General features: G+C 33.3%; 16 protein-coding genes. 6 read left to right on the forward strand and 10 right to left on the reverse strand.

Features of this window, described 5'->3' with window-relative positions:
* Positions 1–83 precede the first annotated feature (83 nt).
* A complete protein-coding gene (thrC, locus tag F6U93_RS01320) occupies positions 84–1379 on the forward strand; it encodes a threonine synthase (RefSeq protein ID WP_150936164.1) in 1296 nt (431 codons plus the stop codon).
* Positions 1380–1536: 157 nt separating this feature from the next.
* Here the strand turns inward: thrC and F6U93_RS01325 are convergent, their stop codons facing one another.
* The 4 genes from F6U93_RS01325 to F6U93_RS01340 form a co-directional block, all read right to left on the reverse strand.
* Positions 1537–2199, reverse strand: a complete 663-nt coding sequence (locus F6U93_RS01325) for an HAD family hydrolase (RefSeq protein WP_150936079.1) — start codon at positions 2197–2199, stop codon at positions 1537–1539.
* Positions 2192–3157 carry an ATP-grasp domain-containing protein gene (locus tag F6U93_RS01330; protein WP_150936081.1) on the reverse strand — a complete coding sequence of 322 codons (966 nt, stop codon included), beginning with the start codon at positions 3155–3157 and terminating at the stop codon, positions 2192–2194. The genes F6U93_RS01325 and F6U93_RS01330 overlap by 8 nt, the downstream gene beginning before the upstream one ends.
* Before the next feature lie 152 nt (positions 3158–3309).
* Positions 3310–3789 carry an Lrp/AsnC family transcriptional regulator gene (locus F6U93_RS01335; protein WP_067148328.1) on the reverse strand — a complete coding sequence of 160 codons (480 nt, stop codon included), beginning with the start codon at positions 3787–3789 and terminating at the stop codon, positions 3310–3312.
* A 70-nt stretch (positions 3790–3859) separates the two neighbouring features.
* Complete coding sequence (locus F6U93_RS01340; protein WP_150936084.1) at positions 3860–5005, reverse strand: M14 family zinc carboxypeptidase; 1146 nt, start codon at positions 5003–5005, stop codon at positions 3860–3862.
* A gap of 290 nt (positions 5006–5295) precedes the next feature.
* Between F6U93_RS01340 and F6U93_RS01345 the strand changes: the two genes are divergently transcribed.
* Together F6U93_RS01345 and F6U93_RS01350 are read left to right on the forward strand one after the other, a co-directional pair.
* Positions 5296–5697 carry a helix-turn-helix domain-containing protein gene (locus tag F6U93_RS01345; protein ID WP_150936085.1) on the forward strand — a complete coding sequence of 134 codons (402 nt, stop codon included), beginning with the start codon at positions 5296–5298 and terminating at the stop codon, positions 5695–5697.
* A gap of 36 nt (positions 5698–5733) precedes the next feature.
* The gene (locus tag F6U93_RS01350) at positions 5734–6102 is read left to right on the forward strand and encodes a DNA topoisomerase IV (protein ID WP_150936087.1); all 369 of its coding nucleotides are present in this window, start codon (positions 5734–5736) and stop codon (positions 6100–6102) included.
* Positions 6103–6104: 2 nt separating this feature from the next.
* Here the strand turns inward: F6U93_RS01350 and F6U93_RS01355 are convergent, their stop codons facing one another.
* Both F6U93_RS01355 and F6U93_RS01360 read right to left on the reverse strand, forming a co-directional pair.
* A complete protein-coding gene (locus F6U93_RS01355) occupies positions 6105–6605 on the reverse strand; it encodes a hydrolase (RefSeq protein ID WP_150936089.1) in 501 nt (166 codons plus the stop codon).
* Between the two features lie 10 nt (positions 6606–6615).
* The gene (locus tag F6U93_RS01360; protein ID WP_150936091.1) at positions 6616–7377 is read right to left on the reverse strand and encodes an MBL fold metallo-hydrolase; all 762 of its coding nucleotides are present in this window, start codon (positions 7375–7377) and stop codon (positions 6616–6618) included.
* A 92-nt stretch (positions 7378–7469) separates the two neighbouring features.
* Here F6U93_RS01360 and F6U93_RS01365 point away from each other — a divergent pair, with 92 nt between their 5' ends.
* Positions 7470–8933 carry a TonB-dependent receptor gene (locus tag F6U93_RS01365; RefSeq protein WP_150936092.1) on the forward strand — a complete coding sequence of 488 codons (1464 nt, stop codon included), beginning with the start codon at positions 7470–7472 and terminating at the stop codon, positions 8931–8933.
* 82 nt (positions 8934–9015) lie between these two features.
* Here F6U93_RS01365 and bcp read toward each other — a convergent pair whose 3' ends face one another.
* The gene (bcp, locus tag F6U93_RS01370; RefSeq protein ID WP_150936093.1) at positions 9016–9468 is read right to left on the reverse strand and encodes a thioredoxin-dependent thiol peroxidase; all 453 of its coding nucleotides are present in this window, start codon (positions 9466–9468) and stop codon (positions 9016–9018) included.
* 35 nt (positions 9469–9503) lie between these two features.
* On the opposite strand from bcp, the gene F6U93_RS01375 reads away from it, so the two are divergent.
* Positions 9504–10163: an endonuclease III domain-containing protein gene (locus F6U93_RS01375; RefSeq protein WP_150936096.1), complete on the forward strand. Its 660-nt coding sequence runs from the start codon at positions 9504–9506 to the stop codon at positions 10161–10163.
* 27 nt (positions 10164–10190) lie between these two features.
* On the opposite strand, the gene F6U93_RS14750 is transcribed toward F6U93_RS01375, so the two are convergent.
* Positions 10191–10337, reverse strand: a complete 147-nt coding sequence (locus F6U93_RS14750) for a hypothetical protein (protein WP_225312485.1) — start codon at positions 10335–10337, stop codon at positions 10191–10193.
* 53 nt (positions 10338–10390) lie between these two features.
* Positions 10391–10975: an RNA polymerase sigma factor gene (locus F6U93_RS01380; protein WP_150936098.1), complete on the reverse strand. Its 585-nt coding sequence runs from the start codon at positions 10973–10975 to the stop codon at positions 10391–10393.
* 243 nt (positions 10976–11218) lie between these two features.
* Here F6U93_RS01380 and uvrA point away from each other — a divergent pair, with 243 nt between their 5' ends.
* Entirely contained in the window at positions 11219–14002 is a 2784-nt protein-coding gene (gene uvrA, locus F6U93_RS01385) for an excinuclease ABC subunit UvrA (protein ID WP_150936100.1), read from the forward strand.
* Positions 14003–14121: 119 nt separating this feature from the next.
* On the opposite strand, the gene F6U93_RS01390 is transcribed toward uvrA, so the two are convergent.
* Positions 14122–15219 carry a DUF3667 domain-containing protein gene (locus tag F6U93_RS01390; RefSeq protein WP_150936102.1) on the reverse strand — a complete coding sequence of 366 codons (1098 nt, stop codon included), beginning with the start codon at positions 15217–15219 and terminating at the stop codon, positions 14122–14124.
* Between the last annotated feature and the right edge of the window lie 4 nt (positions 15220–15223).

Below are 15223 nucleotides of genomic sequence, written 5' to 3' on the forward strand. Positions count from 1 at the left end.
TCTAATATTATGAGATGCTGAACAAGTTCAGCATGACGAAAAAGCTGAAAAAAATAAATTTTAGAATTGAAATTAATACAACAATGAACTACTACAGTTTAAATAAAAAAGCACCAAACACCACTTTTGATAACGCTGTTATTAAAGGCTTAGCGCCAGATAAAGGACTATATTTCCCTGAAAGTATTACACCGTTACCAAAGTCTTTCTTTGATAATATTGATAATTTATCAAATTCGGAAATTGCTTTTGAAGCGATTAAACAATTTGTTTCTCCTGAAATTCCAAAAGCTATTTTAAAAACCATTGTTGAGGAAACCTTATCATTCGATTTTCCTGTAGTAAAATTAAATGACAATATTTCTACTTTAGAATTGTTTCACGGACCAACCATGGCATTTAAAGATGTTGGAGCTCGTTTTATGGCGCGCTGTTTAGGATATTTCAATAAAGATAACACCAACGAAGTGACTGTTTTAGTAGCGACTTCAGGTGATACGGGAGGTGCTGTTGCTAATGGTTTTTTAGGTGTAAAAGGTGTGAATGTCGTTATTCTTTACCCAAGTGGAAAAGTTAGTGATATTCAAGAAAAACAATTAACAACACTTGGTCAAAACATAAAAGCTTTAGAAGTAAACGGTACTTTTGATGATTGTCAAGCCATGGTTAAAGAAGCTTTTTTAGACGAAAGTTTAACCAGCAAAATGCAATTAACCTCTGCCAACTCTATTAATGTAGCGCGTTGGTTGCCGCAATTATTCTATTTTATGTTTGCCTATAAGCAATTGCATAATAAATACGATGATATTGTATTTTCTGTTCCTAGCGGAAATTTTGGAAACGTATGTGCTGGTATGATGGCTCAAAAATTAGGTTTACCAATCAAACATTTTGTAGCTTCAAATAACGAAAACAATGTGGTAACACGTTATTTACAGTCTGAACTTTACGAACCAAAACCATCGGTACAAACTATAAGTAACGCTATGGATGTTGGTGCGCCAAGTAATTTTATTCGCATCCAAGAAATCTATAAAAACAACTTCAAGGAATTAAAAAATAATGTGTCTTCATACAGTTTTTCTGATGATGAAACCAGAGAAGCCATGTTGGAAATTTACAATGAATTTAACTACGTTGCAGACCCACATGGTGCTGTAGGCTATTTAGGCTGTAAATCACATTTAGAAAATAACCCAAATGCACATTGTGTCTTTTTAGAAACAGCACATCCAACGAAGTTTTTAGATGTTGTTGAAGAGGTTATTAAAAAAGAACAACCTTTACCAGAACAGATTCAATCGGTTATGGGTAAAGAAAAGGAAGCTACTTTGATTTCTACTTATGAGGATTTAAAATCGTTTCTTTTAGGCAAATAACACACATAAAACCTTTTACTAAGAAGAGGCTGTACAAAAAGTAAAGTTGTCGTCAACCTGAAATACCCGCATGTTACTGGCAAGAATTCAGAATGACGCACTTTTATACTTATCGTACAACCTCTTTTTTATGCTCCATATTCTGGTTAAGAAAATTTCAAATCAAAGCTTCAACAGCTAATAAGTTTTCAATAATATATTTTGGTTTTTGAAATTCAGGGATATCAAAATCTTGCTTGTGAATGTTTTGTCCGTTATCCTTTAAACAAACGCTAGTCCACCCCAACTGGTTGGGCGCGATAAAATCTTTTTTTGTATTATCTCCAATGTAGAAATAGTTCAAATTAGAACCGTACTTTTTCAAATAGTATTCGAAATTTTTCAGACTTGGTTTTTCTGAGCCAAATTCTTCAGAAATAATTATATCATCAAAATATTCTATGAGATTTAAAGCTTTTAACTTACTACGCTGCTGCACCGAACGACCATCAGTAATTAAGCCTGTTTTAAAAGTTTTTTCTTTTAATCTTATCAATAATTCCTGAATCTCTTCAGAAATAGCTATTGAAGGCTCATGGTTTCGGTATATTTGAACCAAATCTAATGCTGAAACACCTTCAACTTTATATTGGTTTAGAATTAAATCAAAAGCATTTTGTTTCGTTTCATAGAAACCAAACATGGTATTAAAAATAGCTTCTGAAGTTGTCGAAGTTTTAGATGCTAAAAAAATGGCAATCTCACGATAAGCCGATTTTAAATAGTCGATTTCCTTACAAATCGTATCATCTAAATCAAATATTAAAACTGTTTTACTCATGAAAATCTCGAACTAAAACTTCGTGATCATAACGAAGCATTAATAATTTATCTTCCCAGGCATCAAAATTCGTTATAGTCTTGTTTAAAAGATACTCCTCAATCAGCCATTTTGCATAATTGGCTCCTGCGAGGTATGACAATGGAAAACCACCACCAAATCTGGCGTTAATCTCAATACCATAAATTTTATCATTGGTTTTATGTTTAAAAAACTGAGCCGTCAAACAACCTCTAGCACCTTCAATGTTGTTTATATGTGTTTTTATATAGTCAACCAGCATGTTTTTTTCAGTCATGCCTTTATTGACTTCGCCATCTCTGACTTCTATACGCTTTCGCGGAACCACACATTTTAAAGTACTCGTTTTATCATAATATAAATCGCACGTGAATTCCTCATATTCAGAGTGGTCTAAATATTCTAAAAACATTAAATTTTCTTTGTTGAAATGGTAATCAGTAAGATCGTCTTCTTTCAGAATGATAAAAGTGTCCACGCTCCTACTTCCGTTTAACGGTTTAATAAATAAAGGGAGTTTATAATCCGTTTTCGAATATTCTTTAGCAATTTCAATTTGATGATCTGTAAAAAAAGCACTCATTTGGCGCTTGTCTCTACAAATTTTAATAAAATCTAAGGAAGAAACTATTATGGTAATACCGTTTTGAGCAAAATGATCTAGATTTTCACTCAAAATCAGTAATTCGGTATCTATGGTAGGAATAATGAGCTTTATATCATGATCCAAACAAACTTTTAAAAGTTCATCTAAAAAATGAGGTTCATTAACACGAGGAAGTTGAAAAGCTTGGTCTGCCACGTAACACGCTCCAGATAAACGTGTATTACAATCAGCAGCAAATACCTTCCCTTCCGGTATTAAAGCTTTTAATTCCTTTTGAAAAGCCTTAACTAATGACACTCTTTTACCTGCCGAGGTAATTAATATATTCATAGAAAAATTGGGTGTAAATTTTGAAATACAACCAAATGTACATGAATTTATATTACGTAAGTATTAGATTAGATGAGTGACCGATTTACTCTATTAAGAACATAAAAAAAGCCCTTTTAAAGGGCTTTTTGAAAGTTTAAACGTTTAAGCAATTACATCTCATTAAAAATAGAGTGCATTAAACGTTTTTTATCATTTATACTTTCTTCTAAAGAAATCATAGTTTCAGTTCTATAAACACCTTCAATGTCATCTAATAAAAAGATAACCTCTTTAGCGTGCTCAGTACTTCTAGCTCTAATTTTACAGAAAATATTAAACTTCCCTGTAGTGATATGTGCTACAGTAACATAAGCAATTTCATTAATACGCTCTAAAACAAATTTTGTTTGTGAGGTGTTGTTTAAATAAACTCCAACATAGGCTATAAAAGAATATCCTAATTTTTTGTAGTCTAGCATTAATGACGAACCTTTAATAATTCCTGATTCTTCCATCTTTTTAACACGCACATGTACAGTTCCTGCAGAAATTAATAACTTCTTTGCAATATCTGTAAAAGGAATTCTTGTGTTATCAATTAACATGTCAAGAATCTGGTGATCAATTTCGTCTAATTTTATTTTACCCATAATTAACTATTCTTAAATATACAGCAAAATTAATACATTTTCTTTAAAGATAATAAATAAAAGATGTGATTTATTTCGTTTTTAACAACACTTTTTCGCCATTTATCCGAACTAAAACGTTTTCGCTATCAATTTCTAAGGCTTCACCTGATTCATTAAGTACCTCATTACCATTTGCTTCTATTTCTTTATGACCATAAATTCCGTCAAGTTTCTCAATTTTTAGAATTTTAGGTACAAATTCTAATTTTTTATCGATTAAAGTCTCTTGATACTGAATTCCTATATCCACCAGCTCCCCTTCTACTTTGGCATTACGAATAATAATGTCTAAAAACAGCTTATCATTTTCAGGAATCTCTAAGTAAGCTTTGTAATTGGCTCCTGTAACATCATTTTTAGCAATGTAGTTTAAGGATACGATATAAGACAAATAAATAAGCTCACGCGTCTTCTCACGGTCATAATCTTCGTGATAATGCCCAGATTCAAACAATATAGTTGGTACTTGTTCGCTTTGAAACGTATCTCCCACACAATTGATATTAAAAGCATCATCATAGACGCCTACTTGATTTGGGATTTCCTGTTGTAACGCAGCATTCATAACAGCAATAACTTCCATAGACACCTTTCTTTGAGCTGTAATAGTACAGGCTTCATCTTCTGCAGGGGTTAAAAACGAAACTGTAGCCGATTTGTTAGTGGCTCCAGCACTAAAAATAGTCCGTTGTCCATGTAAATTATAGCAAAAATGAGGTTTAAAGTCATTAAAAACAGCTCGCAGCACACGACTTTCAGGTTGTGTAAGGTTTTGTGCATCTCTGTTTAAATCAACTTCATTAGCATTTATTCGTGTATAAGCGGCTGCACCATCTGGATTTAATATTGGTATAATATATAAGGTACAAGTTTCTAAAAGGTGTTTAAGAGCAGATTGACCATTTAAAAGGCTGTTTAATAAATCAAAAAGTGCTTTAGTCGTTGTGGATTCATTCCCGTGCATTTGAGACCATAATAATATACGTTTTGGTCCGCTACCAATTTGTACACTATAAATAGGATTGTCTTGTACAGAACGCCCAATAACATTTACTGAAGCTTCTTTAGGAAGTTTATTCAATAAAGGTTCAATGTCCTGGTTTGTGATATATCGACCGTAGAGCTGACCCTCTTTGTGTTTTGAAAATAAGGATTTAATGTCTTCTAATTTCATGCTGTTTATTTAGGTTACAAATGTAAACAATTACTAAATTACATTTGTAAACAGACTTTTAGAGCTTTTAGTTTACATTTCTAAACTACTATTAAGGCGCATATATGCACGATGTTTAGAAACTTAAACACCTTCTATTTTCAACTTCTATTTTCATGATAACTAGAAGTTTATCACACTTTATATTAAGTTAAAGTTACAGGTATTATTTATATAATTTACAATTACATACATTGGTTTTGTATATTTTGTTACATTTGTAACGGCGGTTTCAATAAACAGTATTTACAATGGTAAACAACGAAGCATTTACAAAAAGACTTCAAAAAGTCATGGATTATTACGGGGAGTCAGCCTCTTCTTTCGCTGAAAAAATAGACGTACAGCGTTCTAGCATTTCTCATATCCTCTCGGGAAGAAATAAACCGAGTTTAGATTTTGTACTTAAAATACTTTCAGCTTTTCCTGAAGTGAATTTATATTGGCTTCTAAATGGTAAAGGTGAATTTCCTAAAAACGAAGAAAAACTGCCGAAGCCTGAGAATCGCGAAATTCAAAATCCGCAAACAAATTTTAATTTTGAAGAAATTACAGAACAAGCTACTAACGAGCAAAATTCAAATGAAACGAAAAGGATTGAACGTATCGTTATTTTTTATTCTGACGGAACTTTTAAAAATTACATGAATTAAGCCTATTCTTTACTAATTTTGCTTAAAAACCATTTTATGCGCCTACTGCCCCTTTTGCTACTTTTCGTCTTAACAAGCTGCTATGAGAAAGCTAGAGATTGTAAACCATATCAAACTGGTAAATTTTACAGTGAAATCATTATAGACGGCGAAGTATTTAAATCGACTTTCCGTAGAAACAAAAAGATCCAAGTAGAAACATACGACAATAAAGTTGATTCTTCTCAAGTACGCTGGGTAAATGATTGCGAAGTTATTTTCAAAACCATAAACCCTAAGAATATGGCTGAACGCAAGGACGTTCATTTGAAGATTTTAACCACCACCGATTCGTCCTACACCTATGAATATTCATATGTTGGAGAAACTACTAAACAAAAAGGCGTTGCTTATAAAGTGAAATAAAATTATTGAAGTGGATATAGGAAATGCTCGACAAGATTGAACTTTAACTTTCTATCTTCAGTGATTTCATAAGTTAAAAGCAATTCACCCCAAAATTCACCATCTGAAAAATCAGCTATAATCCATTTGTGATTGAGTAGTTTCACAGTGTTTATCATCATTTTTCTACCCGCACTTGAAGCATAAGGCACAAGCGGATGTTCCCCTTTAACTTCATTCAACTTATACAACTCATCTTTAATAAACGGAATAAGCTCATCAACCTTATAACCATCATTTTCAAAATAAGTGATAGCATCTTCATTTCGGTCTAAGTTAAAATGAGATACTTTTAAAATTTCATTGTGTAAAACCGCTACCGAATCTTTATATTTTTTCAACTGTGTTCTACTACTCACCAGTTGCTTGTCCATGTCTTCAAATACATTCTTAGCATTTACATATTGAAATAAAACCAGCAAACTGGCGAAAATGAATAAATACAGGAAAATCTTTTGCTTCATTGTAAAATTTTTAAATTGTTATTTCTAAACCATCATAAGCTAAAGACACGTGGTCCGGCAACGATGCTTCTACATCATCGTGAAATCCGAGAAGATGGCTAATATGAGTTAAATACGCTTTTTCAGGTTTTACTTTTTCAATAAATTCTAACGCTTCTTCTAAATTAAAATGCGAATGGTGGGGCTCTACGCGTAAAGTATTAACCACCAATATTTTTACGCCTTTTAGTTTTTCAATTTCCTTTTCTGAAACCGATTTCATATCGGTTAAATAAGCAAAGTCATGAAATCTAAAACCAAACACCTTCAAATTGGCATGCATGCCTTTAATAGGAACAACCGTTTCTTCATTAAGTTGGAAAGGTTTATTCTTAATACGATGCACATTTAGTGATGGTGCTCCAGGATATTTGTTTTTTATCGCAAAAATATAGTCAAATCGTTTCTTTAACGCTTTCAAAACACGTTGATGTGCATAGATGGAAATATTACCTTGTTTGAAGTAAAACGGACGAATATCATCGAGTCCCATAACATGGTCTGAGTGCTCATGCGTGAATAAAATAGCATCAATTTTATCACAACCCGATCGTAACATTTGATACCTAAAATCTGGACCACAATCAATTACGTAATTAAAGCCCTTCCATTCAATCAAAACAGACACACGTAAACGTTTATCTTTCGGGTTTGCACTTTTACAAACCGGGTGGTCGCTCCCTATAATGGGGATTCCTTGCGAAGTACCTGTGCCGAGAAACGTTATTTTCAAAATTTGATAATTTTTAGCCAAAAATAAGGTTATTTTTTTGTTTGATATACTTATTTGATACCTTTGTAATACACGATATAACTTGTTTTCATATGGAGATTACCATTAAAGGAGATAAAGAGTTTGATGATATTCCATCATTAAAATCTAAAGCACTTCGCATCAACTTAAACGAAAATATTTACGGAACTTTTGCCGAAATTGGAGCTGGACAAGAAACTTGTCGACATTTCTTTAGGGCTGGAGGTGCATCAGGTACCATCGCCAAAGCCATGTCTGCTTACGATAAAGATTTTAGTGATGCCATCTATGGCGCTGAAGACGACGGCCGTTACGTAACTGAAGCCCGTTTACGTAAAATGCTAGCTCACGAAATGAGTTTGATGGAAAACAGGTTAACCCGTGAAAAAAATCCGAATAAAATTTTCTTCACCTACGCCAATACCGTTGCTACCATTGACTTTGCAAAGCAATTTAAAGGACACGGTTGGGTAGGTATAAAATATCAAGTTGAAGCTGGAGCTGAATACAACGAAATTATTTTACACCTTCGTTTTAAAGAAACAGACGCCAGATTACAACAAGAAACTTTAGGTATTCTAGGTACAAACTTAATTTATGGGGCATTCTATAAATATAATGAACCTAAAAAATTACTCCGCTACTTATACGACCATCTTGATAAAGACCGCTTAGAAATTGATACGATAAACTTTTCAGGGCCTGTTTTTAAAGACGTGGATAACCGTTTAATGAGTTTGCAATTGGTTAAAAACGGTATGACCGATGCCGTAATGTTTGGCCCTGACGGCACAAACGTACTACCAGCAAAAATATTCTATAAGAAGAATATATTAGCCCTTCGCGGAAGTTTTAGACCAGTAACTAAAGTAAACATGGCCATGTATGAGAAATCATACGATATGTTTATTAAAGAAAATAAAGTTGATGTCAATAAAACAGTTGTTGTTTTTGAAATCACCTTATCAAATTTACGTGCTGAAGGTGAGATTGATGAGCAAGATTTTATAGATCGTGCAGACTTGTTATGCTCTATAGGACACTCGGTTATGATATCTAACTTCCAGGAATACTATAAAGTTGTTGAGTACTTCTCAAACTACACTAAAGCACGTATGGGACTTGCCATGGGAGTTAGTAATTTAGTAGATATTTTTGATGAAAAGTATTACCGACATATTAGTGGTGGTATTTTGGAAGCTTTCGGAAAACTTTTCTTTAAAGACTTGAAAGTATATCTTTATCCAATGCATGACCCTGAAACAGGTGAACTAATTACTAGTGAAAACCTTAAAGTTTACCCAAGAATGAAAGAACTATATAAGTTCTTTAAATACAACGGAAAAGTAATTGACATTACCGATTACGATCCTAAAATCATGAATATATTCTCTCGAGAAATTCTACAAATGATTTCAAACGGAGACCGTGGTTGGGAAGACATGGTGCCAGAAGGAACCGCAGAACTTATAAAGGATTATCGCCTATTTGGTTACACCAGAAAACCTTTAACCTTAAACAGAAAAAGAAATTAAGTTTTCAATAATAATTGAAAAAACGCCCGTAAAACTTAAGTTTTACGGGCGTTTTTTATTCTATATTATCTGGTATTGATAATTACTCTAATATTTGAGCGGCATGGTCTTTTGTTTTCACCTTATCAATTACTCGCTCTACAACACCGTTTTCATCAATTAGAAATGTTTTTCTGTGAATACCGTCGTATTCTCTTCCCATAAACTTTTTTGGACCCCAAACTCCAAAAGCATTAATGACCGTTTTATCTTCATCTGCTAATAACGGAAATGGAAACTCATATTTAGTTTTAAAATTTGTTTGACGTTTTTCAGAATCAGCACTAACGCCTAGCAACTCATAACCTTCCGCTTGAAGTGCTTCGTAGTTATCTCTTAAATTACACGCTTCGTTAGTACAACCTGGCGTACTTGCTTTAGGGTAGAAAAAAACAATAAGCTTTTTTCCTCTATAATCACTTAGTGAAACTGGATTTCCTTGTTCGTCTTTTGATGTGAAATCTGGAACCGATTCACCTTGTTTTAATGTCTGCATAGTCTTAACTTTGATTTTTAACAAAAATACAATTTATGACTAAACAAGAAAAGGTTGCCTTTGTTATAAAAACCTTAAACGAACTTTATCCTGAAATTCCAATTCCTTTAGATCATAAAGACCCTTATACCTTATTAGTTGCCGTATTAATGTCGGCGCAAAGTACAGACGTTAGAGTAAACCAAATTACCCCACTATTATTTGAACGCGCTGATAACCCATATGATATGGTAAAATTATCGGTTGAAGAAATTCGAAAAATTATTAAACCAGTAGGCTTATCACCTATGAAAAGTAAAGGCATTCACGGTTTATCACAAATTCTCATCGACAAACATAATGGAGAAGTCCCTAATAACCTTGAAGCTCTTGAAGAATTACCCGCTGTAGGTCATAAAACAGCGAGCGTAGTGATTTCACAAGCTTTTGGGGTTCCAGCATTTCCAGTAGATACACACATACACCGACTCATGTACCGATGGAATTTAACTAACGGAAAAAATGTAGTACAGACCGAAAAAGATGCTAAACGATTATTTCCAAAAGAAATATGGAACGACCTTCATCTTCAAATTATTTGGTATGGCCGAGAATATTCGCCAGCAAGAGGTTGGAATTTAGAGAAAGATGTTATCACTAAAACCATTGGTAGACAAACAGTTTTAAAAGACTATTATAAACAAAAAAAGTCCTGAAATTAAAATTTCAGGACTTTCGAAAACTTAATTTAGAAGCGCTTCAAACTTCATTTTATTACAATCAATAACACTTAAAGCCTTTGAGTAACTGAGAAGAAATTTGACCGTCTCTTCTTTCGGTTCAAGATCATTCATCTTGTTAATAGATTTTTCAGAGTAAATTTTTGCCATGTCTTATTTTTAACGGTTGCAATAAGATAACGGCCTAAAAACTAAATTATTGTCTAGTTGGTTAAAACAATATTATGCTTATCTATAATTTTACGTAAATTAATTAAAGCATATCGCATTCTCCCTAATGCTGTATTGATGCTCACCCCTGTTTTATCAGATATTTCCTTGAAGCTCATATCGTTATAAATACGCATTAATAACACCTCTTTTTGATCTTCAGGAAGTTTTTCAACTAAACGTCTTACATCACTTTCAACCTGTTCTTTAATGATTGTTTTTTCAGCATTTAAGCTACTATCACTTAAAACAGAAAAAATACTAAACTCACCAGAATTATCAAATTTTGGCATTCTATTGCTTTTTCTAAAGTAATCAATCACCAAGTTATGAGAAATACGCATTACCCATGGTAAAAACTTGCCTTCTTCATTATAAGCGCCACGTTTTAGGGTGCGTATCACTTTGATAAAAGTGTCCTGAAAAATATCTTCAGCAACATCCCTGTCATAAACTTTAGAATAAATAAAACTATAGATTTTTTGTTTGTGCCTAATAATAAGAGTTTCTAAGGCAGCTTCATTGCCATTTATATAGTTGCTAACCAAGGTTGCATCTGTAACAAGTTCGTTTTGCATATCAATTACTTTTTCATACAGCTAGTTAAACTTTGCTGTCTGTGGTTAAAATGTTTAGAAAGTAATGTTATGCTATAGGCTATCTTGTTTTAAAAAATGATAAATAATTCCACCAAATATAACAACATTAAATCCGAATATAAAAATAAACACACCCTTTTTTATTAATTTAAGCTCAAATAATTCACTTTTTAGGTACAATTACTTGTAGTATCTTTGCACGATTATCTCCTTAATAAGCATATGAAATCTAGCATAGACAACGTAAATCCTAAAGAAAACATCATCATTAAAGGGGCGCAATTGCACAACTTAAAAAATATTGATGTTGTCATCCCTCGAAATAAATTAGTAGTCATAACTGGTTTGTCTGGTTCCGGAAAGTCTAGCTTAGCTTTTGACACGCTATATGCAGAAGGTCAAAGGCGCTATGTTGAGAGCTTATCTAGTTATGCGCGTCAGTTTTTAGGGCGATTAAACAAACCGAAGGTTGAATACATTAAAGGTATTGCCCCAGCCATCGCTATTGAACAAAAGGTAAACTCAACCAATCCAAGGTCTACGGTTGGAACAACCACCGAGATTTTCGACTATTTAAAACTATTATTCGCTCGAATTGGAAGAACCTACTCGCCTATTTCTGGCTTAGAAGTCAAAAAAGACACCGTAACTGATGTTATTAACCACATAAAAACATTTCCTGAACGCGAAAAGCTACTTCTGCTCGCTCCTATTATTTTAGAAGAAGGCAGAACTATGGAAGACAAGCTTAAAACGCTTAATCAGCAAGGTTATGCCCGAATTAAAGTAAATGACGAGGTACTTCGAATTGATGAAGTTGAAAACACTTCAGAAAAAGACAAAATTCTTTTAGTGGTAGACCGCGTTATTAAAAAAGACAAAGAAGATTTTTACAACCGCCTAGCAGACGCCATTCAAACAGCATTTTTTGAAGGCAAAGGATCCTGCTATATTGAAACTCTTAGTGATAACAAAAAAAGACCGTTTAGCAACAAGTTTGAATTAGATGGTATGAGTTTCTTAGAACCTAACGTACACTTGTTTAGCTTCAATAACCCATATGGTGCTTGCCCTAAATGCGAAGGTTATGGTGATATTATTGGCATTGATGAAGATTTGGTCATTCCAAACACAGGGCTTTCAGTTTACGAAAGCGCAATTTTTCCTTGGCGAGGAGACAGCATGAGTTGGTATAAAGACCAGCTCGTGAATCATTCACATAAATTCGACTTCCCGATTCACAAACCATATTTTGAGCTATCAGCAGCCCAAAAACAACTTATTTGGACCGGTAATCAATATTTTGAAGGTTTAAATTCGTTTTTTTCTGAATTAGAAGCCAAAGCTTATAAAATTCAAAATCGTGTCTTGCTTTCGCGTTACCGCGGAAAAACAAAATGTAAAGCCTGTGACGGGAAGCGATTACGACCTGAAGCTAACTATGTAAAGGTTGCTGAGGCTACGATTTCAGATTTAGTAGAATTGCCCTTAGACAAACTTGCCATTTTCTTTAAAGAACTCAAATTAAACGATTACGATTTTAAAATCGCCAAAAGACTTCTTAAAGAAATCAATAACAGACTCAGCTTTTTAACTAATGTTGGCCTCGACTACCTTACTCTAAACAGAAAGTCAAACACCTTATCTGGTGGTGAAAGTCAAAGAATCAACTTAGCCACTTCGTTGGGAAGTAGTTTAGTGGGTTCTATGTATATTTTAGATGAACCTAGTATTGGATTACACCCTAAAGACACAGAGAAACTAATCGTAGTTCTAAAAGCCTTACGCGACTTAGGTAATACGGTTATTGTGGTTGAGCATGATGAAGACATCATGAAAGCGTCTGATACTATCATAGATATCGGACCAGAAGCAGGTACACTTGGCGGCCATGTCGTTGCCGAAGGAGATTTCAAAGCGATTTTAAAATCAGATTCGCTTACTGCTAAATATCTCAATGGTGATCTAAATATTGAAGTACCTAAAATTCGAAGAACTTCAAAGTATTATATAGATATTTTAGGGGCTCGTGAAAACAACTTAAAAAATATTGATGTACGTTTCCCCTTAGGTATGCTTACCGTAATTACAGGTGTTTCTGGAAGTGGAAAAAGTACTCTAGTTAAGAAAATACTTTTTCCAGCTATACAGAAAAAATTAACCGATTTCAGTGATAAGGCTGGTCAATTTTCAGCTTTAGAAGGCAATTTTAATAACATCAATAATATTGAGTTTGTTGACCAAAACCCTATCGGAAGGTCATCGCGTTCAAACCCTGTAACCTATATTAAGGCTTACGACGATATTAGAAACCTATACGCAAAACAAAAACTAAGCGGCATTCGGAACTACAAAGCAAAACACTTTTCATTTAACGTAGATGGCGGACGCTGTGAAACTTGTAAAGGTGAAGGTGAAGTAACCATTGAAATGCAATTCATGGCCGACGTACACCTAGAATGTGAAACTTGCAAAGGCAAACGCTTTAAAAAAGAAGTTTTAGAAGTGACTTTCGGTGGAAAAAATATTGATGATATTTTAAACTTAACCATTGACGATGCCATTACTTTTTTTGATGCCAATGAACAATCAAAAATTAAAAACAAATTACAACCACTACAAGACGTTGGTCTCGGCTATGTGACTTTAGGACAAAGCTCTTCTACTCTTTCTGGTGGAGAAGCGCAACGTATTAAACTAGCTTCGTTTTTAGGCAAAGGAAACACCAAAGAAAAGACACTTTTTATTTTTGATGAACCCACTACGGGCCTTCATTTTCATGATATTCAGAAGCTTTTAAAGTCTTTTAATGCTTTAATTGAAAAAGGGCATTCTATTATTGTAGTCGAACACAATATTGATTTAATTAAATGTGCCGATTTTATTATTGATTTAGGTCCAAATGGCGGTGAAAACGGCGGAAACCTTGTAGCCACAGGTACCCCGGAAGAAATTAGTAAAAATAAAGATTCTGAAATAGGTAAATATCTAGAAGACAAGTTGTAAAACAACAAATTCATAACTGGTGCCTTATATAAAAGACCTCAATAGGCTTTTGAAATAAAAAATGCACTTATAGGAGAAGTTCAAATACCTAAGTTTTATCCAGAATAGAAATCACAAAACTAATAGAAAAGAAAAGCAAAAGCACTAAGTGTCGCAACTGTTATTGGAATAACTATAGACAAAAAAACAAAGCTCACTATGAAGGTTTTAACAATAGTCAGAAACCATGATTGTTTATAAAAATTCTTTATAGCAAATACGAGATAAAGAAACATCAAAAAGAAACAAATCCATTCAATCCAAATAGAGACATTGAAAAAGAAATACACCAAGAGCATCAAACCAAGCACCATGAAAATAAACGAAAAGTAGTAAAAACTAAAAACGAGATATTCTGCATACAATCCTCGTTTATAGTAGAGTGACTTTAAAATCAAAGCAAAAATGGGCAGCAAAAAGAACATTGCAAATGGAATAGCATCATAAAACGCCTGTAAAACGCGACCTCCTTTTCTTGTCTCGTAAAATCGTAAAGCCTGAGTGTAAAATCGTTTTTCAATATACCCAGGATCATCACTCATACCCATATGAATTAAAATAGCTTCTTTTGGCGCTTTTACACTTATCATAGAATCCAGCAACTTTACATCAAAATCGATACTAAGTATACCATTGTGCTTAGTTTTATCAGAATCCAACATTTTGGACAAGCGCTTTTCCGAAAAATTAGCTATAACATGCAGCTCCTTTTCTCTTTCTCCTTTTGCAGCTTCTTCTGTGGGATCAATTAAGAATTCATTTATAACAAATCGAGATTCCATAGAATCTAAAGCTTTCTCAGGTTTAACATATTTCGATATATCAGAAACCGGGATAGTTTTCTCAAATTCATCATCTAAATATTTTACCTGTTCATTTTGCACAAATGAAAACAAAAAGAAAAACACAACAGTTACAAATAAATACATTTGCGCTGGATGCAAATACATTAAACGTTTCCCTTCGTTGAATTTAATAGCTAAATAGCCTGGTTTAAACAACAAAGGAAAAAAGCTCTTATAAAAACGTGCATCAAAAGAAAAATAATTATGAATAGTATTATAAAATAACACTTTAACCGTTAAAACCACTTTAGCTTGTTGACCACAGTGCGGACAAAATTTAAAGGAGGATTTAAACCATTTCTCGCAATTTTTACAAATTTCTTTCTTCTTCATTGAA

It is taken from the genome of Pseudotamlana haliotis, assembly GCF_008806375.1.
GTDB classification, from domain to species: domain Bacteria; phylum Bacteroidota; class Bacteroidia; order Flavobacteriales; family Flavobacteriaceae; genus Pseudotamlana; species Pseudotamlana haliotis.

Coding starts and splice junctions, on each gene's coding strand:
- thrC (WP_150936164.1), top strand. CDS start 84: ATGAACTACTACAGTTTAAATAAAAAAGCACCAAACACCACTTTTGAT.
- F6U93_RS01325 (WP_150936079.1), bottom strand. CDS start 2,199: ATGAGTAAAACAGTTTTAATATTTGATTTAGATGATACGATTTGTAAG.
- F6U93_RS01330 (WP_150936081.1), bottom strand. CDS start 3,157: ATGAATATATTAATTACCTCGGCAGGTAAAAGAGTGTCATTAGTTAAG.
- F6U93_RS01335 (WP_067148328.1), bottom strand. CDS start 3,789: ATGGGTAAAATAAAATTAGACGAAATTGATCACCAGATTCTTGACATG.
- F6U93_RS01340 (WP_150936084.1), bottom strand. CDS start 5,005: ATGAAATTAGAAGACATTAAATCCTTATTTTCAAAACACAAAGAGGGT.
- F6U93_RS01345 (WP_150936085.1), top strand. CDS start 5,296: ATGGTAAACAACGAAGCATTTACAAAAAGACTTCAAAAAGTCATGGAT.
- F6U93_RS01350 (WP_150936087.1), top strand. CDS start 5,734: ATGCGCCTACTGCCCCTTTTGCTACTTTTCGTCTTAACAAGCTGCTAT.
- F6U93_RS01355 (WP_150936089.1), bottom strand. CDS start 6,605: ATGAAGCAAAAGATTTTCCTGTATTTATTCATTTTCGCCAGTTTGCTG.
- F6U93_RS01365 (WP_150936092.1), top strand. CDS start 7,470: ATGGAGATTACCATTAAAGGAGATAAAGAGTTTGATGATATTCCATCA.
- bcp (WP_150936093.1), bottom strand. CDS start 9,468: ATGCAGACATTAAAACAAGGTGAATCGGTTCCAGATTTCACATCAAAA.
- F6U93_RS01375 (WP_150936096.1), top strand. CDS start 9,504: ATGACTAAACAAGAAAAGGTTGCCTTTGTTATAAAAACCTTAAACGAA.
- F6U93_RS14750 (WP_225312485.1), bottom strand. CDS start 10,337: ATGGCAAAAATTTACTCTGAAAAATCTATTAACAAGATGAATGATCTT.
- F6U93_RS01380 (WP_150936098.1), bottom strand. CDS start 10,975: ATGCAAAACGAACTTGTTACAGATGCAACCTTGGTTAGCAACTATATA.
- uvrA (WP_150936100.1), top strand. CDS start 11,219: ATGAAATCTAGCATAGACAACGTAAATCCTAAAGAAAACATCATCATT.
- F6U93_RS01390 (WP_150936102.1), bottom strand. CDS start 15,219: ATGAAGAAGAAAGAAATTTGTAAAAATTGCGAGAAATGGTTTAAATCC.